This window comes from Brevundimonas sp. TWP2-3-4b2, assembly GCF_049897345.1.
Classification (GTDB): Bacteria; Pseudomonadota; Alphaproteobacteria; order Caulobacterales; family Caulobacteraceae; genus Brevundimonas.
In genome coordinates, this window is sequence record NZ_JAFCWB010000002.1 from 336,925 (window position 1) to 355,250 (window position 18,326).

An 18,326-nucleotide genomic window follows, 5' to 3' on the forward strand; every position below is an offset into this window, starting at 1 on the left:
CGGGCCGCTTCAGGCCGCCGCCACGACCTCGATCTCGACCAGCCAGGCCGCGTCGAAGAGGCCGGTGACGATCACCGTCAGGGCCGGCTGCCGGCCCGCCAGACGACGGATGCGCACCTCGCGGTTCGCCAGCGCATACCGCCGGTCCGACAGGAAGGTCGTGACCTTGACGAGGCTGTCCAGAGACATGCCGGCGGCGTCCAGCTGGGTCTCGATGTTCGACCAGACCTGATCACACTGGCCGGTGAAATCCGCCGCCAGCGCCCCGTCGGGCGCGACCGGAATCTGGCCCGAAAGATACAGCCAGCGGGTGGGGGCCGTGACCTCCACCGCCTGCGGATACGAGCCCTCGACCGGCGGCGAGCCGTCGCCGGTCAGGGGGCGGATCGTCGTCACTGGCGCGCGGCGTCCGAGCGGGCGCGCACCACGGCGAACTCTGACGTCGGCTTCCAGGCCGGCCAGTCGGCGCTGTTGGCGAGATCCAGACCCAGTCGATAGAGCAGGGTCAGGTTCTCGACCGCCGACGAGAAGTCCAGCTCGGCCGACCATTCGTCCGAGGCCTTGTGATAGTCGGCCGAGAATTTGGCCCGGTAGGCGGGCAGGCCGACGGCGACGCCCCCTTCGTCCAGATCGACCCCGTGCCACGGCATGATCGCCGGCACGCCGGCCCGGGCGAACGGGAAATGGTCGGATCGATAGTAATAGTTCTGCTCCGGCTCGCGGTCGTCGGTGACCACCCGGCCCTCGGCGGCCGCCAGCACCTGCAGCCGGTCTTCCAGGTCATTCTGGCCCTTGCCGAAGATCGGCAGGTCGCGGGTCGGGGCCGACAGCGGCAGCATGTCGATATTGATGTCGGCGACCGTGGTCTCCAGCGGATACACCGGGTCAGCCGCATAGCCATAAGCCCCCAGCAGACCCATCTCCTCGGCCGCCATATGGGCGAAGACGATCGAGCGCTTCGGACGCGGGGCGGCGCTCAGCTGGCGCGCCATCTCCAGCACGCCGATGGTGCCCGAGGCGTTGTCCCAGGCCCCGTTCCAGATGTTGTCGCCTGCGACGCCAGGATGCTGTGCCGCGCCGCCGACATGGTCCCAGTGGGCCGAATAGATGATGGTCTCGTTGGGGAATTCGGTCCCCGGAATACGGGCCAGCAGATTGTGCGTGACCAGGGTGTCGATGGTCTCGGACGCCTCGACCGACAGGGTCACGCCCCGCAGTTCCACGGCCTTGAAAGTGCCGTCGGCGACGTTCGGCAGTTGGGCGATATCCAGCCCGGCAGCGGCGGCCCAGCCGGCGGCGGTGTCATGGTTGATGCCGCCCGAAAACTCCAGATCCGCGGCACCCGGTGTCAGGGTGCGTGTGCGGCCGTTGCCGCGCACGGAGCCCTGCCACATGGGCGATGCGGTGGGTCCGGGCACCAGCGTCAGTACGCCGACCGCACCCCGTCGGAACGCCTCGTCGGCCTTGGCGGCCGCGGACGCATAGGCGGTCTGGTATGCGCCGTTGAAGCGTGCATCCTCCGGCTCGCCCGGCATGACGATCACGATCTTGCCGCGCACATCGGCGACGCCATAGTCGTCCCACTGACGCTCCGGCGCATAGATGCCGTGGCCAACGAAGACCAGGCCGGCGTCACGGATGCTGGCCCGTCCGTCGTTGGTCGCGGCCCGCAAGGCGATATCGGTTCCTGGCGTCAGAGGGTGAACAGTGCCGTCCGGACCGGTCCAGCTGGCGGTCGCGCCGGCGACCGGGGTGAAGCGCTTCAGTTCGACCGGCTGCAGCCATTGGCCGTCCGGCCCGCCGGGCTGCATGCCCATGGCCTCATACTGGGCCTGCAACCAAGCCAGAACCATCCGCTCGCCGTCCGTGCCGGGATAACGGCCCTGGTATTCGTCGGCGCTGATGGTGCGGATATTGTCGCTGATCCGGGCGGCGGAGAAATCCTGGGCCGAGGCCAGGCCGGCGGCCAGCAGCACGGCGGCGACGGCGACGCCGCCCATCATCTTGCGAAACATAGGTGTGGGCTCCATCCCCGGATCAATGGCCCGCACTCTAGGGGGCCGCCCGGGGCTCGTCTGTTAAGTTTTGGTCATGTGGGAGGCGCGGCGCGGTTCTCCCTCCCCCGCCGGGGGAGGGATGTCGACGCGAAGCGACGACAGGATGGGAGGGGCTGGGAGAGACACGCACTGAGATCAGATTGCCGAGCCGTCCCCACCCGGTCGCTGGCGCGACCACCCTCCCCCGGCGGGGGAGGGAGAACGCCGAAGCCTACCGCCGCTCGCCTGCGCTCGGCGCACGCGCCGGACCGAACTCCGAGCCCGGCATCCAGTCCGGCCAGTCGCGGCTGTTGGCCAGATCGCGGCCGATGGTGAAGATCAGCTCCAGATCCTCGACCTGACCGCGCAGGTCCCAGTCGGCCGACCATTCGTCATCGGCCTGGTGATAGCGGCGCGCACCGTATTCCGACCGGGCGGCATCGCGCGCGGCGATCGGCTCGTCGCGGAAGGCACCGCCGCCGTCGACATAGGCCATCGGCACGCCGCGCTTCGCGAGGGGGAAGTGATCCGAGCGGAAATAGCTGCCCGAGGCCGGATTGCTGTCCGGCTTGGCGGTGCGGCCCTGACGCGTCGCTTCGGCGGTGACGCGGGCGTCGAGATTGGACTGGCCCGAGCCGATGATGTCCACGTCGGCGACCCGGCCGTAGACGTTCATGGCATCGATGTTGAAGCCCGCCACGGTCGTGGCCAGCGGATAGACCGGATTGGCGGCATAGAATTCCGAACCCAGCAGCCCGCTCTCCTCGGCTGTGAAGCTGATCATCACGATCGAACGTTCCGGACGGGGTCCGGCGGCCCAGAGACGGGCCAGTTCCAGCAGGCCGGCGGTGCCGGTCGCATTGTCGACGGCACCGTTGAAGATGCGGTCGCCGTTGGCGTCGGGCTCGCCCACGCCGATGTGGTCCCAGTGGGCCGTGTAGAGGATGGTTTCATCAGGATGGGTCGTACCCGGCAGGCGGGCAATGACGTTGTGGGTCGTGACCCGGCTGGTCGCCACGTCGAACATGCCGCTGAAGGTCGCGCCGGCCAGTTCGACCGGACGGAAGTCGCGGCTGCGGGCGCGGGTCTTCAGGGCCTCGAAATCCTGACCCGAGCGGCGGAACAGGTCGACGGCCACGTCGCGCTGCATCCAGGATTCCATCGGTACGCGCTCGGCCGCGGCGTTGGCGCGGACGATGTCGAACTGCGGACCCGACCAGCTGTTCTGGACCGTCGCCCAGCCGTATGAGGCCGGTGCCGTCTCGTGCACGATGATGATGCCCGCGGCCCCCTGACGCGCGGCTTCCTCGTATTTGTAGGTCCAGCGGCCATAGTAGGTCATGGCCCGGCCGTTGAAGGTGTTCAGGGCCGGCTCCTCGAAGTCGGCGTCGTTGACCAGGACGACAATGACCTTTCCGCGCACGTCCACGCCCTTGAAATCGTCCCAGTTCCGTTCGGGGGCCTTGATGCCGTAGCCGACGAAGACCAGGGGCGCATCCGTCAGCATGACGTGATCGCCGGGCCGACGTGTCGAGATGGTGATCTGCTGGCCCTGGGTCAGCGGGACGGTGTCATTCCCGACCTTCAGCTGCACGCCCTGGAAATTGGAGGCGGTGAAACGATTCAGGGCCACGTCCTGTGTCCAGGAACCGTTGGCGCCGCCCGGCTGGAAGCCCGCGGCCGCATACTGTTCGCTGAGGTAGCGGATGGTCATGTCCTCGGCCGGCGTGGCGATACCCCGGCCCTGGTATTCGTCACTGGCCAGCACGCGCGCGTGTTCGGACAGCCGGGCGGCGTCGAAGGTCGCGGCCGGAGCCGTCGGGCCGTCTCCTCCCGTCGACGCGCAGGCGGACAACAGGGCACCGGCGGCAAGCACGGCGGCGGTCGGGAACAGACGCATGGACAGGGGAACCCTCAGCCTTGAACAGGAGGGCATGACGTTAGGACCTGGATCGCGTCCTGTCGATCAGGCTGACGCTCGCTCCGCTCATCCCGGCGAAAGCCGGGACCCGGTACTTTGGGCGATCAGACGCTACCAGCATCGCGCATCTGGCAATCCCGCACAGTGAACCTCACGAAGGGACCGGGTCCCGGCTCTCGCCGGGATGAGCGGATTTTCCCGGGATCAGGGCGCGACCGGATTGCCCGCCGGCCAGTCGGTATCGCCGCGGCGGCGCAGGCGCAGTTCGATGACCTTCAAGGGTTCGCGGCCCGGCATGACGAAATGGCCGACCTCGACCCATTCGCCGTCCTTGAAGGTGGTCACATAGCGCATTTCGCCCCCGCGGCTCGGGGTCGACCAGGCGAACCCGTCGGTCGTGGCTGCGAGCGGGAAGTCCCCCGCCTGGCCGTTGGCGTAGGAGCGCATCATGAACCGATCTGACCCGTCATCCCACGAGACGACGGCGAAGGCGTTGAAGCCCGGCTGGTCAGCGGCCCCGCTGCTGCGGCCTTCGATCACCTTGATCGAACCGCCCAGCATGGGGCCGATCCGTTCGGTGTGGGTGTGGGTCTCGGTTCTGCCCGGGCCCATGTAGAGGGTGGCCTGCCCGACCCATTCGCCATCCATCCAGGACAGGGCCTGCATCGCGGCCCGCTGTTCGGGCGTGCCTTCGGGGTTCATGGCCTGGGCCGAGGCGGCGGCGGGGATGCAGAACAGGGCGGCGGCGACAGCCATACCGGTGAGCGGTTTCATGAGCGGCTCTCCTTTTCACTTTGTCTTGTAAAGTTCTTTCAGAGAAAGGGCAAGAGCAAGAAAAACCCGCCGGCGCTGAGGCACCGGCGGGTCATTCGTTCAGGTCCGGGAACCGCAGCTGGCCTAGTGGGCGACGCCCTTCCAGATGCGGCGATAGCTCAGGTAGGTGATCCCCGCGAACAGGAACAGGAAGATCATCACGCCCATACCGGCCTGTTTGCGCTGGACCTGTTTGGGATCCGACGCCCAGGCGATGAAGGCGGCCACGTCCTTGGCGTACTGATCGGCGGTCTCGGGCTTGCCGTCGTCATAGGTCACCTGACCGTCCGACAGGGGCGACGCCATGGCGATGAAGCCGCCCAGCGGGGCGTGGCCCTCGCCGGTCCAGAAGGGCGTCAGGTCGCCGGCCATGTACATGTTGTAGTTCTGCTCAGGACGGATCGTCAGACCCGCGGGCGCGTCGCGATAGCCGGTCAGGAGCGAGTAGATATAGTTGGCACCCCCCTCGCGGGCCTTGGCCATCACCGACAGGTCGGGCGGGGCCGCGCCGCCGTTGGCCGCAGCGGCGGCCGTGGCGTTGGCGAAGGGGCTGGGGAAGCGGTCGGCCGGGGTGCCCTCGCGCATCAGAGGCTCGCCGGTCTCGGTGTCGATGTCGGGAACCTGCGCCTCTTTGGCCAGCGCCTTGACGAAGCGGTTCTCGGCCGGATTGGCCTGATCCTCGGCGAAGAAGGGACCACCGGGTTCTGCCAGCGTGCGGAAATGCATGAGATTCATGCTGTGGCAGGCCGAGCAGACTTCGCGATAGACCTTGTAGCCACGCTGCAGCTGGCCCTGCTGGAAGGTGCCGAACGGGCCTTCAAAGCTGAAGCCGCCGCTACGCAGCTCGTGCGCCTTGCCGGCCGCAAGGGCCGGCGTGGCGGCGAGCGCCAGACCGGCGGCGGCCGCGATCAGAACCAGGGACTTCTTCATGGAGCGGATATTCGTCTGGAGGGTCATGGTCGCGATCAGCCCTTCTTCTCGGGCGCGGCCGGAGCCGCCGATGTCATGACGTCGCCGCCTGACAGCACCGGTTCCGAGATCGTCGCAGGAATGGCCTTCGGCGTCTCTCTCAGGCCGACCAGCGGCATGATGATCAGGAAGAAGGCAAAGTAGTAGGCGGTCGCGAAGCGGGTCAGCCAAAGATAGGAGTTCAGGTCCCCGTCGATCAGGATGAAGGTCTTGAAGGTCCCGATTACCGGCGCGTCGGGCAGTTGGGCCCCGCACCAGCCCAGGATCAGGCCGACGACGACGAAGATGACGAAGAAGGTCTGCATGGTCGGGCGATAGCGCATCGACCGCACCTTTGACGTATCCAGCCAGGGCAGGACGAACAGCACGCCGATGGCACCGAACATGGCCACTACGCCGCCGAACTTGTCCGGGATCGCCCGCAGGATGGCGTAGAACGGCAGCATGTACCATTCGGGCACGATGTGAGCCGGGGTCACCAGCGGGTTGGCCGGAATGTAGTTGTCGGCGTGGCCCAGGGCGTTGGGCATGAAGAAGACGAAGATCGCGAACAGGATCATGAACATGATGATCGCGAAGCCGTCCTTGACCGTGAAATACGGGTGGAAGGGCAGCATGTCCTTCTTCTCCCGATCCTTGGGGATCAGGATGCCGACGGGGTTGTTCTGACCGGCCGTGTGCAGGGCCCACAGGTGCAGGACCACGCAGCCGGCGATGACGAACGGCAGCAGATAGTGAAGCGAGAAGAAGCGGTTCAGGGTGGCGTTATCGATCGCCGGGCCGCCGCGCAGCCAGATCAGCACCGGCTCACCGATCAGGGGGATGGCCCCGATCAGGTTGGTGATCACCTCGGCACCCCAGTAGGACATCTGGCCCCAGGGCAGGACGTAGCCGAGGAAGGCGGTCGCGATCATCAGGAAGAAGATCAGGCAGCCGACGATCCAGATCATTTCGCGCGGGGCCTTGTAGGAGCCGTAGTAGAGGCCGCGCAGCATGTGGATATAGACCGCGATGAAGAACATCGAGGCCCCGGTGGCGTGGGTATAGCGGATCAGGTCACCGCCGTTGACGTCGCGCATGATGCGCTCGACCGAAGCGAAGGCCATTTCGGTGTTGGGCACATAGTGCATCGCCAGAATGATGCCGGTGGCGATCTGGACGACCAGGCACAGGGCGAGGATGCCGCCGAAGGTGTACCAGTAGTTCAGGTTCTTCGGCGTCGGCAGCGACATGTAGTCGGCCCCGAAGCGGATGATCGGCAGGCGGGTATCGAGCCATTTCTCGACGCCGCTCTTGGGGACGTAGGTGGATTCGTGATCGCTCATCGGTCTTGCCCTCAGCCGATCTTGATGCGGGTGTCGGAGAGGTAGGCATACTCCGGCACGACAAGGTTCGCGGGTGCAGGACCCTTACGGATACGGCCCGAGGTGTCGTAGTGCGACCCGTGGCAGGGGCAGAACCAGCCGCCGAAATCGCCAGCCCCGAACGTCGGGATGCAGCCCAGATGGGTGCAGTTGCCCAGCAGGACCAGATATTGCTGATGGCCGGCCTTGATGCGGTCGGCATCGGCCTGCGGATCCTTCAGCGCGGACATCGGGGCCGCAACGGCCTCCTGGACTTCCCTGGGCGTCCGGTAGCGGACGAACACGGGCTTGCCCTGCCACTTGATGACGACCTGCTGGCCCTCCTGGACCTTGCTCATGTCGAATTCGATCGACGCCAGCGCCAGGGTGTCGGCGGCGGGGTTCATCGAATTGATCAGCGGCCAGACCAGCATGGCCCCGGCACCGACAGCGGCGGCACCCGCCGCGATATGGATAAAGTCCCGGCGGGAGGCTTCGCCGCCCTCACCGTTCTCAGTCACGACCGATTCGGCCACGTCTTACTCCTCGTACGCCGTGATCCGGGCCCGAACAGGGGCGCGGCAGGACAGGCATGGGTGCTTTAGCGCTTTGCAGTCGATCTGGCCCGGCCCGATATTGCGGCTCATCGCCGCAAACTGCCCTGCCTCCTTGAGAAACAGTCGCAATTCGAGCCGCGACAGACCCCCGGGCCGCGCGTATGAGGGCCTTAGAATGCGTCTCGCTCTTTTTCAACCAGCCATTCCGCAGAATGTCGGTGCCTGCATCCGCCTGGGTGCCTGTTTCGGCGTCGGACTGCATGTGATCGAGCCGACCGGCTTTCGCCTTGACGACCGGGCCATGAAGCGCGCGGCACTCGACTATGGTCCCCTCGGGCATATGACGCGGCATTCGGACTGGGACGCCTTCCAGCGCGACCGCGGTGCCGGACGGCTTGTGCTGTTCACGACGAAAGGGGCCACGCCGCTGAATGATTTCGTCTTCCAGCCCGACGACGTCCTGCTGTTCGGCAGCGAGCCGTCGGGCGCGCCTGACTTTGCGCACGCTGCGTCCGATGCGCGGGTGGTGATCCCCATCGCGGCGGAGGCCCGGTCCCTGAACCTCGCCGTCAGCGCCGGCATCGGCCTGTTCGAGGCCCTGCGTCAGACCCGTTGAGCCCGGGGGTTCAGCTGGATCATCCGCAGGTTCAGGAAGGCGGCGATGGTGACCCAGGACAGATAGGGCAGCAGCAGCATCGCCGCGAACGGCCGCAGTGGCCAGAACAGGGCAACCAGAGCCGCCAGCGAAAGCCAGAGCAGGGTGACGTCGATCAGGGCGAGATCCATCCGCCGCCGACCGAAAAACAGCCACGACCAGCCGGCGTTCAGCATCAGGGACAGGATGTAGGCGACGAAGATCAGGGGCTCGCTGGTGCCCGCCACCTCCCACAACAGCCATCCCGCCCAGGCGTTGATGGCGAAGAGGAAGCCCCAGACCACCGGGAAGACCCAGTTCGGCGGGGTCCAGCCCGGCTTGGAGAGCGCCTGGTACCAGGCACCGGGCCTGAACGCGCCGCCACTCGACGCGGCGACGAAATTCAGGCCGACGAACACGGCCACGGCGATCCACATGCTGGTATCCATGGCCACACTCTAGGCGAGAACGGCGGCGGTGGCGCGTGGGAATCGCGTGGAGCCTGATCGGTTTCGACCGGCGGGATCGCCTCGCGCCCGGCACCGCGTCGCAGCCGCCCGCAGCCCGGCTTGCCCTGCGAGCCGCCCGATGCTCCTGTGGTCGAGCGGCGGAGGTCCCCTCCGACGACCGCATCGAGACGGAGTGCGCCATGTCGCTGTTTCAGGTCGTCTATGCCTCCCGTCCGTTCGGCTACGACGAAGGCATGCTCAACGGCATCCTCGCCGACGCGCGGCGGTGGAACGAGCGCGAGGGAATCACCGGCTCACTGATCTGCCGGGCAGACCTGTATCTGCAACTGCTGGAAGGGCCCGTCGATGCCGTCACCGCGGCGTTCGGGCGCATAGCCCGCGACGACCGCCATCTGGAGGTTCGACGATTGCACGCGGGTCCGGCGGAGCAGCGCCTCTTCCCGACATGGGCCATGCGCCACGACCCGGCCCGATCCTGGATGTGGACCCCGGACGAGGTGGCCGACGGCGCGCCCGAACGGGCCAGTTCAGATGAATTGCTCGCTATGTTCGAGCGGATCAGGGCCGAGCCGGACACCTGACAGGCGCTCAGTTCCCCGGAGCCGCGATCACATCCAGCCGGGGCCGCTCTGCCCGCTTGCTCGCGGCCACCGCTTCCACGGCCCGCATCACCCGCAGCACATTCTCGCCGGCCAGCTTGCGGATATCCGCCTCGGTCCAGCCGTTGGCCATCAGGGCGGCCAGCAGGCGGGGATAGGTGTCCACCCCCTCCAGCCCGACCGGCAGGGCGTCGACGCCGTCGTAGTCGCCGCCGAGGCCGACATGGTCGATCCCCGCCACATCGCGAACGTGCTGGATGTGGGCCACGACGTCGGCGACGGTGGCGCGCGGGATCGGATGCGCCGTCGTCCAGGCCGCCAGGCCTGCGGTCACAGCGGCGGGATCGCCGGGGTTCAGGGATTTCAGCCGGGCGTCCTCGGCCGACCGGGCGCTGTTCCAGGCGCGCACCGTCTCGGAGACGAAGCCGGGCACGAAGGTGACCATCACCACCCCACCGTCCTCGGGCATCAGGCGCAGCACGCTGTCGGGCACATTGCGCGGATGGGCCGTTACCGCCCGCGCCGACGAATGGGAGAAGATCACGGGGGCCTCGGACACCCGCATGGCGTCCAGCATGGTCTCTTCCGAGACGTGGCTGAGGTCGACCATCATCCCCAGCCGGTTCATCTCGCGCACAACCTGCTCGCCGAACGGAGACAGGCCGCCCCACTTCGGCGCATCGGTGGCGCTGTCGGCCCAGGTGGTGGTCTTCGAGTGGGTCAGGGTGATGTAGCGGGCCCCGGCATCGAAGAATTCGCGCAGCAGACCCAGGGAGTCGTCGATCGAATAGCCGCCCTCCATGCCAATCAGGCTGGCGATGCGGCCGCGGCGGTGGATGCGTTCGACATCGGCCCCGGTGGTGGCCAGTTCGAACACGTCCGGATGGGCGGCGACGATCCGCTTGACGGTGTCGATCTGCTCGAAGGTTTCGCGCGCGGCCTCGGTGGGGGTCAGGGTCGCGGGAACATAGACCGACCAGAACTGACCCCCGACGCCACCGGCCCGCAGGCGCGGAATATCGGTGTGCAGTTCGGTCGTGGCGTCGAGATCCGTCGCCAGGTCCACAGCGTAGGGGTCATTGCCGTATTTTTCGCGCAGCGCCCACGGCAGGTCGTTGTGCCCGTCAATCAGTGGTGTGCGGCGCAGAATCTGGCTGATGCGCGCCTCACCCGCCGGATCGACGGTCTGGGCCAGAACGGGTCCGGCGATGAGGACAGAAGCGACCGTGGTCAGGAGGGCTGTGCGGATCATGGTGTTTCCCGGGAACTGAGAGGCAGAACAGTGGCAGACGGGGGTGGTGCGTCAACGGGTCAAGGGATTAGAGAAGGCGGATGACCACCGCCGCACCCCCGCTTGAGCAACGCAAGACCGAGACCCGCGCCTGGTTCGAGACCCTGCGCGATCGCATCCACGCCGGCTTCGAGGCGCTGGAGGACGCGGCACCGGCCGACCTGTTCCCTGGCGAACCGGGCCGGTTCGTCCGGACCCCATGGGACCGGCATGACGGCGGTGGTGGCGTCTTGGGGATGATGCACGGACGGCTGTTCGAAAAGGTCGGCGTCCATGTCTCGACCGTTCACGGCGAGTTTCCGGCCGACTATGCGAAGACGGTGCCGGGTGCCGCCGAGGACCCGCGCTTCTATGCCACCGGCATCAGCCTGATCGCCCATCCGGTCAGCCCGCGCGTCCCGGCGGTGCATATGAACACCCGCTTCATCGCCACGACAAAGAGCTGGTTCGGCGGCGGTGGCGACCTGACGCCGGTTCTTGATGTGGACCGTCGCCCGGACGCAGCCGACACGATCGCCTTCCACGCGGCCATGAAGTCGGCCTGCGATGCCCATGATCCCGAATGGCACGCCCGCTTCAAACAGTGGTGCGACGAGTATTTCTGGCTGCCCCATCGCAATGAGCCGCGCGGCACCGGCGGCATCTTCTACGACCACCACGACAGCGGCGACTATGCCAGGGACTTCGCCTTCACGCGCGACGTGGGGATGCATTTCCTCGACGCCTATTCCGCCATCGTCGCCGGCCGCATGGCCGAGCCATGGACGGCGGAGGAACGCGAGGAACAGCTGATCCGGCGCGGCCGCTACGTCGAGTTCAACCTGCTCTACGACCGGGGGACGACGTTCGGACTGAAGACCGGCGGCAATGTCGAATCGATCCTCAGCTCGATGCCGCCTGTGGTGAAGTGGCCCTGACGACACCCGCTCATGGGTTGCGGGAGACCACAAACGCCTTGATCCAGTCAGCCAGAATCGCCCGGTCATCGGCCGTCTTCAGACTGTCCACGGCCCGCTCGACCAGCGCCGGATCGATCCGGTCGTGCCGCCCAGCCGTCAGGGCGGTCGCGAAGGCCGGGGTGAACTCGGGATGCGGCTGCATCGAGATGGCGTCCTCGCCCCAGGCCAGCCCGGCGAAGGGCGTGAAGTCGCTGCGCAGAATGACGCGGGCGTCCGTCGGCGGTTCGACCACCTGATCCTGATGCGAGGCCGGGAGGGCCACGGAAGCGGCGACGGGACTCATCCATGGCTCGTTGGAAACCACCTCATAGCGGTGCAGGCCGACGCCCCAGCCCTTGTCCGACTTCTCGACCCGGCCGCCCAGCGCCTGGGCCATGGCCTGATGACCGAAGCAGACGCCGACCATCCGGGTCCGACCCCTGGCGGCGCGGATCCAGTCCAGCAGATCGACGATCCACGGGTCGGCTTCATAGACCCCCGCGGATGAGCCTGTGATGATCGCGGCGTGGAAGGCCTCCGCATCCGGCCACTCGCCCGCCTGGACATCGAAGGTCTCGAAAGCGAATCCCTCGCCCAGCAGGTCGCGGAACATGGCCGGATAGTCGCCATGGGTCCCGGCGAGGGCGGCGGGCGGCGCGCCGGTCTCAAGAATTGCGATACGGGTCATTCAGGTTTCCTCGAGCCCACCGATATGGGCGATCGCGCAAGACGGCGGAAGGGCGATCCGGTATGGAGGCGCGATGACCGATACCGACGCCGCGCCCGTTGTCCTGATCAACGTTTATCGCTGCCCACCGGAGCGGCTGGACGAGTTGATGGAGCTGTTGACCGTCATGGTCCGGGCCCAGCGATCGCTGGACGGATTCGTCTCGGCGACGCTGCATCGGGGGCTGAACGGCAAGGTGGCGGCGGTGCACGCTGTCTGGCGGACCCGCGAAGCCTGGAAGGCGATGGCGCGCGATCCGGCCATCAACGCCGCCATGGAGCCGATCATGGCCATCGCCACCTTCGAGCCCCACCTCTACGAAGCCGGCGAGGTGTTCGAACCGGAGCCCCCGGCCGTCAGGTGAACCAGACGTCGGCCCTGGCACCGGTCTCGCCAAGGTTGGCCACCACCCAGCCGCAGATTTCCTTCGCCGCCGCCTCGGCACCGGCGGGTGGATTCAGGATTACCACCGCACAGCCGTTCATCCTCATCGGATCGGTGAGCGGACGCAGGCGGGCCTCAGCCACCAGCACACGCTGCGCACCGGCCTGATCCAGTCGGCGCAGGAAGCCGTCGAAGGTCTCGAGGTCCTTCAGGGGGGTCCAGATCGCCACCGTGGCCCGGGCGTCGGCGCGAACGATGGCGGCCCCCGTATCGGCCGCGCGCAGATAGTCGTCCGGCTGTTCGAACGGCGGATCGATCAGCACGAGCGGACCGGTCGCCTCGGCCGCCCAGGCAACCGCCTGGTCATAGCCGTCCCCGCCCTCGGCCGCGGCCTCGGGATAGGGCGCGAGCGCCTCGGTCAGCAGGCTGAGGATCGGCGGGTTCAGTTCGAAACCGACATAACGGTCCTCGTCGCGCAGCGTCTGCGCCACGAGCAGGGGCGAGCCGGGATAGAGGGCCGCTCCGCCCTGCGGGTTCAGTCGGCCGACGGCAGCGGCCAGCGCCTCGATCCGGGGCGGACGCCCTTCGGCGGCCATCAGGCGAACGACGCCTGCCTCGGCCTCCTTCGACCGCGCGGCGTCGCCGGTGAGATCATAGAGGCCGGCACCCGCATGGGTGTCGATGACCGTCAGGGGGCCGTCGGCCTGACCGCGCTCGAGCAGCCACAGAAGCAGGGAATGCTTGACCAGGTCCGCGAAATTCCCGGCGTGAAAGCTGTGGCGATAGTTCATGCTGTCATCCAGTAACCGCGGCTGCGGGCGCTGACGGGAGCCCGCGTCAGTTCGACCCGCGACAGGATCGCGGCCTTGAAGGCTTCGGCCTGGTCGTCGCCAACCAGAAGCCGCAGGGACCGGATGATCCGGGTGATCCGCCGGTGGTTGTGGTCGTTGGGCATCAGCCAGTCGTGGGTGGCGCGATAGAAGGCGTCCATCCGGTCGGTCGCGGCGGCGAGGGCGCACTGGGCCATGCCGGAGTCCTTGATCGCCTCGACCTCGGCGTCGGTCAGCACCGGCGACCCGGGCACGGCATGCGAAGGCTCCCGAAGCGGGAACAGCCACTGGATAAAGTCGTGGTGGCTCTCAAGGGCCGCATTGTCGAACGCCAGGACGTCGAACAACGACCGCCCCCGGGCGTCTGGACCTTCGCCTTCCAGGAAAGCCACGACCGGGGCGGACACTGACATGGTTCGGGCCTAGGCCGCCTTGTCCCAGTTGAGCACAACCTTGCCCGACTGGCCCGAGCGCATGGCTTCGAAGCCCTCCTCGAAACGTTCATAGCCCATCTGGTGGGTGATCAACGGGGTCAGGTCGAGGCCGGCCGTGAGAAGGCCCAGCATCTTGCGCCAGGTCGTGAACATCTCGCGCCCATAGACGCCCTTGATGGTCAGGGCCTTCAGGATGATGGCCCCCCAGTCGGTCTCCATCGGCTTCGACGGAATGCCAAGCATGGCCATGCCACCCCCCATGATCAGGGTGTCGACGCACTGTTTGAAGGCGATCGGCGAGCCCGACATCTCCAGCGCCACGTCGAAGCCGACCTTCAGGCCCAGCTCGTGCATGACGTCGTGCAGGTCCTCACGGGTGGTGTTCACGGTCCGCACGCCAGGCGCGACCTTCTGCGCCAGCTCGAGGCGGAAGTCGTTGATGTCGGTCAGGACGACCGTGCGGGCACCGGCGTGGCGGGCGACGGCCGCGGCCATCATGCCGATGGGACCCGCGCCCGTGACCAGCACGTCCTCCCCCAGCAGGTCGAACTGCTGCGCCGTGTGCACGGCGTTGCCGAACGGATCGAGGATCGCGCCGATCTCCCAGGGCACGTCGTCGGGCAGCTCGATGACGTTGAACGCCGGGGCCACAACGAATTCGGCGAAGGCGCCCTGACGGTTCACGCCGATTCCGCGGGTGGCGGGGTCAAGGTGGAAATGGCCGGCGCGGGCCGCTTCGGAGTTCAGGTCGATGACATGGCCCTCGGCCGAGACGCGCTGGCCGATCTTGAGGCGGCGGTCGACGTCCTTGCCGATGGCAACGATCTCGCCCGAGAACTCGTGACCGGTGATCATCGGCACGGGGACATTCTTCTGGCTCCACTCGTCCCAGTTCCAGATGTGGATGTCGGTGCCGCACACGGCCGTGCGCTTGACGCGGATGAGCACGTCCTCAGGGCCGGCGACCGGGACCGGGGCGTCGATCAGCTCCAGGCCCACGCCGGGCTTGGTCTTGGCCAGGGCCTTCATGGTGGTGGTCATCAGATAACTCCCAATTCCCGTCCTGCCGTCGTGAACGCCGCGACCGTTTGATCAATCTGTTCGAAGGTATGCGCCGCCGACATCTGGGTGCGGATGCGCGCCTGGCCCCGAGGCACCACGGGGAAGCTGAAACCGATCACATAGACGCCGAGTTCCAGCGCGCGGGCGGCGAAATCCTGGGCCAGTTTCGCGTCATTCAGCATGACGGGGATGATCGGGTGCTCGCCGGGCAGCAGGGTGAAGCCCGCCTCGGTCATTGCCTCGCGATAGCGGGCGGCGTTGGCGAACAGCTGCGTGCGCAGGGCATCGCCTTCCTCACCACCCGAAATGCGGATGGCCTCGAGGCTGGAGCCGCAGATCGCGGGGGCCAGGGCGTTGGAGAACAGATAGGGCCGCGCCCGCTGCTTCAGGAGCTGAACCACCTCGGACGTGGCGCAGATGAAGCCGCCCATGGCCCCACCCAGGGCCTTGCCGAAGGTGCCGGTCAGGAAGTCGATCTCGACCCCGTGGTGGGCGTAGGAGCCGCGTCCCTGCGGACCGAGGAAGCCGGTGGCATGGCAGTCGTCGACCATGATCAGGGCGTCGTATTTGTCGGCCAGCGCCCGGATGTCCTTCAGCTTCGCGATATAGCCGTCCATCGAGAAGACGCCGTCGGTGGCGATGACGATCTCGCGCGCCCCGTCGGCCCGGGCCTGTTTCAGCTGGGTCTCGAGGTCGTCCATGTCGGAGTTGGCGAAGCGGTAGCGTTTGGCCTTGCACAGCCGCACACCATCGATGATCGAGGCATGGTTCAGGCTGTCGGAAACGATGGCGTCCTCGGCCCCGAACAGCGGCTCGAACAGGCCGCCGTTGGCATCGAAGGCGGCGGCGAACAGGATCGTGTCCTCGAAGCCGAGGTAGTCGGCGATCGACCGTTCCAGCTCCTTGTGGATCTCCAGCGTTCCACAGATGAAGCGGACCGAGGCCGTACCCGCCCCCCATGTCCGCTGAGCGGCGATCCCGGCCTCGACCACCCGCTCGTCGCCGGCGAGGCCAAGGTAGTTGTTGGCGCAGAAATTCAGCACATCGCGGCCGCCGACCCTGATCACCGGGCCCTGACGGGAGGCGATGATCCGCTCGGGCTTGGTCAGCCCCTGGGCGTCGATATCGGCAAGCTCCGCGCGGATGCGGTCGTGGAAGGCCAGATTGGAGGCTTGGGTCATGCGCGCTCCGCTACGCCGTTTTGGCGACCGTTTGAACCCCCGCCGGGCGTGAGACTCATCCGCCCGGTGTCGCATCCGGTTCAGCCACGGCCCGGAACGGGCTGACCTGGATCCGGCCGCCGCAGGGGGTGAAGCTCTGGGCGAGGGTCACGGGCGAGGTGTCGCCCGGTGCGACCGCGCGGATGCGGGCGGCGGTCGGGCAAACCGTTTCACCCTGTCCTTCATTGGGGACCACGCTCCAGGCCACGTCGAAAAAGGCCCTGGCCTGCGGCTGGATCGTGACCGGGGCCGGTGCCTCGCCGGTGCGCAGATAGCTGCCGGGGTTTTGGTCGGCGCGCACGGTCGTCAGGGTTTTGCCGCGAGGATCCTGCAGGGTCACCACAGGATAGCCGGTCAGACTGCAGGCCCGGGTACCCAGGTTCTGAACGCCGACGATTGTGACCCGATGGCCCATGCCCGCGTCGCCGCCGTCGGCCGAGAGCTTCAGCTGGGGGCCTTTGCAGGGGGCGTCCACGGGGGGCAGCGGCCCGCCGGGCAGGGTATCGGGGGTCGGTACCGGGCCGGGGGCGACGGGGCCCGCCGACGGACGGCTGCAGCGTTCCAGCACGGCGATGCCGACATCCTGATCGGGCCCAAGACGGCTGAGGGTCGTGGTTTCCTGGCCGGCAACGGCCGCACTCTGCCATTCCAGACCCGAGCCGGTGAAGCGCGCGCCTGACGCCGACGGCACAGCGCGCAGAGCGTAGGCCTTGCCCTTCCAGGTCAGCTGGGCCGTCGTCGTGTCGGGATAGGCTACGGTCACCGCCTGCCCGCTTTCGCAGGCATAGCTGATCGGCGCGGACATCGGTCCGGCGGGCGCGGGTGTCGGCTCCACCGGTGCCGTCGGCGGAGACCCTGCATCAGGGCTGCAGCCCGCGGCCGTCATCAGGGCGACGGTCGAGACGATCGTACAGGCGATGCGAAGGCTGCGCATGTGAACTCCGTTGGGTCAAACCGTAAACGCCAGCCAAAGCCAAAGGCTGCGCTTGCACAAGGGCCGGGTTACGGCCTCCTCAGGCCGTCAGCAGGCGCGGCAGCTTGAAGGCGACCGTTTCGCGTTCGCCGGCGTCCTCTATGACATCGGCGTCGAAGCGCGCGCGGACGGCGTCGATCAGGTCCTGGATCAGACGCTCCGGGGCCGAGGCACCAGCGGTTATGCCGAGCGTTGTAACGCCGTCCAGCCATGACCAGTCCACCTGGGTCGCGTCATCGACCAGACGGGCGTCGCGGGCCCCGGCCCGCAGGGCCACCTCGACCAGACGCACCGAGTTGGACGAGTTGGCCGAACCGATCACGAGCACCAGATCGCACCCCTCACCCAGCCGCTTGACCGCCTCCTGGCGATTGGTGGTCGCGTAGCAGATGTCTTCCTTGTGCGGATCGGGCAGTTCAGGAAACCGGCGCTTCAACACCGCCAGAATCTCGCTGGTGTCATCAACCGACAGGGTAGTCTGGGTGGCGTAGGCGAGTGGCGCATCCCCCGGACGCTGGAAGGCTTCCGCGTCGGCGGCCGTCTCGACCAGGGTGATCGCGCCGGCGGGCAGCTGTCCCATGGTGCCCACGACCTCGGGATGGCCGGCGTGGCCGATCAGAATTATGTGGCAACCGGCGGCGTGGTGGCGCTCGGCCTCGACATGGACCTTGGAGACCAGGGGACAGGTGGCGTCCAGATAGACCATCTCACGCGCACGAGCCGTCGCCGGCACCGACTTGGGCACGCCATGGGCCGAAAAGACGACCGGGCGATCGTCGGGGCACTCGTCCAGTTCCTTGACGAAGACGGCCCCCATGCCCTTCAGCCGCTCGACCACATGGCGATTGTGGACGATCTCGTGGCGCACATAGACCGGTGCCCCGAATTTCTCGATGGCGCGCTCGACGATCTGGATGGCCCGATCGACGCCGGCGCAGAACCCGCGCGGGGTGGCAAGTCGCACGGTCAGGGCGCGCCTGGCGGTCGGGTGGATGGGCGCGTGGACAGTCATGGCTGGAACCTAGTCGTTCGAGCGTCGTCCCGCTACCTGCATGCATCCCCGGGATTGCGCGCGGCGGGTTTGCCGCGCCTCCGTTTAGCCGCTATCAGCGGCGAGCGTGCCGC

Annotated in this window: 20 protein-coding genes; 4 read left to right on the forward strand and 16 right to left on the reverse strand. The window is 67.4% G+C overall.

Annotation, left to right across the window (positions count from 1 at the left end; genetic code table 11):
• Positions 1-9 precede the first annotated feature (9 nt).
• From ACP7AS_RS05175 to petA, 7 genes are all read right to left on the reverse strand, one after another.
• Complete coding sequence (locus ACP7AS_RS05175) at positions 10-396, reverse strand: RidA family protein (RefSeq protein WP_426027794.1); 387 nt, start codon at positions 394-396, stop codon at positions 10-12.
• The gene (locus ACP7AS_RS05180; protein ID WP_426027795.1) at positions 393-2,015 is read right to left on the reverse strand and encodes a M28 family peptidase; all 1,623 of its coding nucleotides are present in this window, start codon (positions 2,013-2,015) and stop codon (positions 393-395) included. The genes ACP7AS_RS05175 and ACP7AS_RS05180 overlap by 4 nt, the downstream gene beginning before the upstream one ends.
• A gap of 253 nt (positions 2,016-2,268) precedes the next feature.
• The gene (locus ACP7AS_RS05185) at positions 2,269-3,936 is read right to left on the reverse strand and encodes a M28 family metallopeptidase (RefSeq protein ID WP_426027796.1); all 1,668 of its coding nucleotides are present in this window, start codon (positions 3,934-3,936) and stop codon (positions 2,269-2,271) included.
• Positions 3,937-4,161: 225 nt separating this feature from the next.
• Complete coding sequence (locus ACP7AS_RS05190; protein ID WP_426027797.1) at positions 4,162-4,731, reverse strand: DUF1579 domain-containing protein; 570 nt, start codon at positions 4,729-4,731, stop codon at positions 4,162-4,164.
• Between the two features lie 123 nt (positions 4,732-4,854).
• Complete coding sequence (locus ACP7AS_RS05195) at positions 4,855-5,727, reverse strand: cytochrome c1 (RefSeq protein ID WP_426027798.1); 873 nt, start codon at positions 5,725-5,727, stop codon at positions 4,855-4,857.
• An 8-nt stretch (positions 5,728-5,735) separates the two neighbouring features.
• Positions 5,736-7,064 carry a cytochrome b gene (locus ACP7AS_RS05200; protein ID WP_426027799.1) on the reverse strand — a complete coding sequence of 443 codons (1,329 nt, stop codon included), beginning with the start codon at positions 7,062-7,064 and terminating at the stop codon, positions 5,736-5,738.
• An 11-nt stretch (positions 7,065-7,075) separates the two neighbouring features.
• Positions 7,076-7,618, reverse strand: a complete 543-nt coding sequence (gene petA / locus ACP7AS_RS05205; protein WP_426027800.1) for a ubiquinol-cytochrome c reductase iron-sulfur subunit — start codon at positions 7,616-7,618, stop codon at positions 7,076-7,078.
• Between the two features lie 196 nt (positions 7,619-7,814).
• On the opposite strand from petA, the gene ACP7AS_RS05210 reads away from it, so the two are divergent.
• Positions 7,815-8,255, forward strand: a complete 441-nt coding sequence (locus tag ACP7AS_RS05210) for a tRNA (cytidine(34)-2'-O)-methyltransferase (RefSeq protein WP_426027801.1) — start codon at positions 7,815-7,817, stop codon at positions 8,253-8,255.
• On the opposite strand, the gene ACP7AS_RS05215 is transcribed toward ACP7AS_RS05210, so the two are convergent.
• Positions 8,243-8,722, reverse strand: a complete 480-nt coding sequence (locus ACP7AS_RS05215; RefSeq protein WP_426027802.1) for a TspO/MBR family protein — start codon at positions 8,720-8,722, stop codon at positions 8,243-8,245. The genes ACP7AS_RS05210 and ACP7AS_RS05215 overlap by 13 nt on opposite strands.
• A 200-nt stretch (positions 8,723-8,922) precedes the next feature.
• On the opposite strand from ACP7AS_RS05215, the gene ACP7AS_RS05220 reads away from it, so the two are divergent.
• Positions 8,923-9,324 (forward strand): BLUF domain-containing protein, encoded by a 402-nt coding sequence (locus tag ACP7AS_RS05220; RefSeq protein ID WP_426027803.1) that lies wholly within the window; start codon positions 8,923-8,925, stop codon positions 9,322-9,324.
• A gap of 7 nt (positions 9,325-9,331) precedes the next feature.
• Here ACP7AS_RS05220 and ACP7AS_RS05225 read toward each other — a convergent pair whose 3' ends face one another.
• Complete coding sequence (locus tag ACP7AS_RS05225) at positions 9,332-10,594, reverse strand: dipeptidase (RefSeq protein WP_426027804.1); 1,263 nt, start codon at positions 10,592-10,594, stop codon at positions 9,332-9,334.
• Positions 10,595-10,674: 80 nt separating this feature from the next.
• On the opposite strand from ACP7AS_RS05225, the gene hemF reads away from it, so the two are divergent.
• Positions 10,675-11,550 (forward strand): oxygen-dependent coproporphyrinogen oxidase, encoded by an 876-nt coding sequence (hemF, locus tag ACP7AS_RS05230; RefSeq protein ID WP_426027805.1) that lies wholly within the window; start codon positions 10,675-10,677, stop codon positions 11,548-11,550.
• A gap of 10 nt (positions 11,551-11,560) precedes the next feature.
• Here hemF and ACP7AS_RS05235 read toward each other — a convergent pair whose 3' ends face one another.
• Entirely contained in the window at positions 11,561-12,259 is a 699-nt protein-coding gene (locus tag ACP7AS_RS05235) for a type 1 glutamine amidotransferase (RefSeq protein WP_426027806.1), read from the reverse strand.
• Positions 12,260-12,332: 73 nt separating this feature from the next.
• On the opposite strand from ACP7AS_RS05235, the gene ACP7AS_RS05240 reads away from it, so the two are divergent.
• Positions 12,333-12,662, forward strand: coding sequence for an antibiotic biosynthesis monooxygenase family protein (locus tag ACP7AS_RS05240; RefSeq protein WP_426027807.1), 330 nt, complete (start codon positions 12,333-12,335; stop codon positions 12,660-12,662).
• Here the strand turns inward: ACP7AS_RS05240 and rlmJ are convergent.
• The 6 genes from rlmJ to ispH all read right to left on the reverse strand — a co-directional run bounded on the left by rlmJ (position 12,655) and on the right by ispH (position 18,213).
• A complete protein-coding gene (gene rlmJ / locus ACP7AS_RS05245) occupies positions 12,655-13,473 on the reverse strand; it encodes a 23S rRNA (adenine(2030)-N(6))-methyltransferase RlmJ (protein WP_426027808.1) in 819 nt (272 codons plus the stop codon). The genes ACP7AS_RS05240 and rlmJ overlap by 8 nt on opposite strands.
• Entirely contained in the window at positions 13,470-13,925 is a 456-nt protein-coding gene (locus ACP7AS_RS05250) for an opioid growth factor receptor-related protein (RefSeq protein ID WP_426027809.1), read from the reverse strand. Before ACP7AS_RS05250 ends, rlmJ begins: the two co-directional genes overlap by 4 nt.
• Before the next feature lie 9 nt (positions 13,926-13,934).
• Positions 13,935-14,987, reverse strand: a complete 1,053-nt coding sequence (tdh, locus tag ACP7AS_RS05255; RefSeq protein ID WP_426027810.1) for an L-threonine 3-dehydrogenase — start codon at positions 14,985-14,987, stop codon at positions 13,935-13,937.
• On the reverse strand, positions 14,987-16,189 hold the full coding sequence (locus ACP7AS_RS05260; protein WP_426027811.1) for a glycine C-acetyltransferase: 1,203 nt from the start codon (positions 16,187-16,189) through the stop codon (positions 14,987-14,989). Before ACP7AS_RS05260 ends, tdh begins: the two co-directional genes overlap by 1 nt.
• 55 nt (positions 16,190-16,244) lie before the next feature.
• Positions 16,245-17,162, reverse strand: a complete 918-nt coding sequence (locus tag ACP7AS_RS05265) for a DUF4232 domain-containing protein (protein ID WP_426027812.1) — start codon at positions 17,160-17,162, stop codon at positions 16,245-16,247.
• A gap of 79 nt (positions 17,163-17,241) precedes the next feature.
• Positions 17,242-18,213: a 4-hydroxy-3-methylbut-2-enyl diphosphate reductase gene (ispH, locus tag ACP7AS_RS05270; RefSeq protein ID WP_426027813.1), complete on the reverse strand. Its 972-nt coding sequence runs from the start codon at positions 18,211-18,213 to the stop codon at positions 17,242-17,244.
• Between the last annotated feature and the right edge of the window lie 113 nt (positions 18,214-18,326).

Excerpts from the sequence above, each read along its gene's own strand:
- tdh (WP_426027810.1), bottom strand. The coding sequence starts at position 14,987 with ATGACCACCACCATGAAGGCCCTGGCCAAGACCAAGCCCGGCGTGGGC.
- ACP7AS_RS05240 (WP_426027807.1), top strand. The coding sequence starts at position 12,333 with ATGACCGATACCGACGCCGCGCCCGTTGTCCTGATCAACGTTTATCGC.
- ACP7AS_RS05265 (WP_426027812.1), bottom strand. The coding sequence starts at position 17,162 with ATGCGCAGCCTTCGCATCGCCTGTACGATCGTCTCGACCGTCGCCCTG.
- ACP7AS_RS05195 (WP_426027798.1), bottom strand. The coding sequence starts at position 5,727 with ATGACCCTCCAGACGAATATCCGCTCCATGAAGAAGTCCCTGGTTCTG.
- rlmJ (WP_426027808.1), bottom strand. The coding sequence starts at position 13,473 with ATGAACTATCGCCACAGCTTTCACGCCGGGAATTTCGCGGACCTGGTC.
- ACP7AS_RS05180 (WP_426027795.1), bottom strand. The coding sequence starts at position 2,015 with ATGTTTCGCAAGATGATGGGCGGCGTCGCCGTCGCCGCCGTGCTGCTG.
- ACP7AS_RS05235 (WP_426027806.1), bottom strand. The coding sequence starts at position 12,259 with ATGACCCGTATCGCAATTCTTGAGACCGGCGCGCCGCCCGCCGCCCTC.
- ACP7AS_RS05260 (WP_426027811.1), bottom strand. The coding sequence starts at position 16,189 with ATGACCCAAGCCTCCAATCTGGCCTTCCACGACCGCATCCGCGCGGAG.
- hemF (WP_426027805.1), top strand. The coding sequence starts at position 10,675 with ATGACCACCGCCGCACCCCCGCTTGAGCAACGCAAGACCGAGACCCGC.
- ACP7AS_RS05215 (WP_426027802.1), bottom strand. The coding sequence starts at position 8,722 with ATGGATACCAGCATGTGGATCGCCGTGGCCGTGTTCGTCGGCCTGAAT.
- ACP7AS_RS05220 (WP_426027803.1), top strand. The coding sequence starts at position 8,923 with ATGTCGCTGTTTCAGGTCGTCTATGCCTCCCGTCCGTTCGGCTACGAC.
- ACP7AS_RS05200 (WP_426027799.1), bottom strand. The coding sequence starts at position 7,064 with ATGAGCGATCACGAATCCACCTACGTCCCCAAGAGCGGCGTCGAGAAA.
- ACP7AS_RS05210 (WP_426027801.1), top strand. The coding sequence starts at position 7,815 with ATGCGTCTCGCTCTTTTTCAACCAGCCATTCCGCAGAATGTCGGTGCC.
- ACP7AS_RS05190 (WP_426027797.1), bottom strand. The coding sequence starts at position 4,731 with ATGAAACCGCTCACCGGTATGGCTGTCGCCGCCGCCCTGTTCTGCATC.
- ACP7AS_RS05225 (WP_426027804.1), bottom strand. The coding sequence starts at position 10,594 with ATGATCCGCACAGCCCTCCTGACCACGGTCGCTTCTGTCCTCATCGCC.
- ACP7AS_RS05185 (WP_426027796.1), bottom strand. The coding sequence starts at position 3,936 with ATGCGTCTGTTCCCGACCGCCGCCGTGCTTGCCGCCGGTGCCCTGTTG.
- ispH (WP_426027813.1), bottom strand. The coding sequence starts at position 18,213 with ATGACTGTCCACGCGCCCATCCACCCGACCGCCAGGCGCGCCCTGACC.
- ACP7AS_RS05250 (WP_426027809.1), bottom strand. The coding sequence starts at position 13,925 with ATGTCAGTGTCCGCCCCGGTCGTGGCTTTCCTGGAAGGCGAAGGTCCA.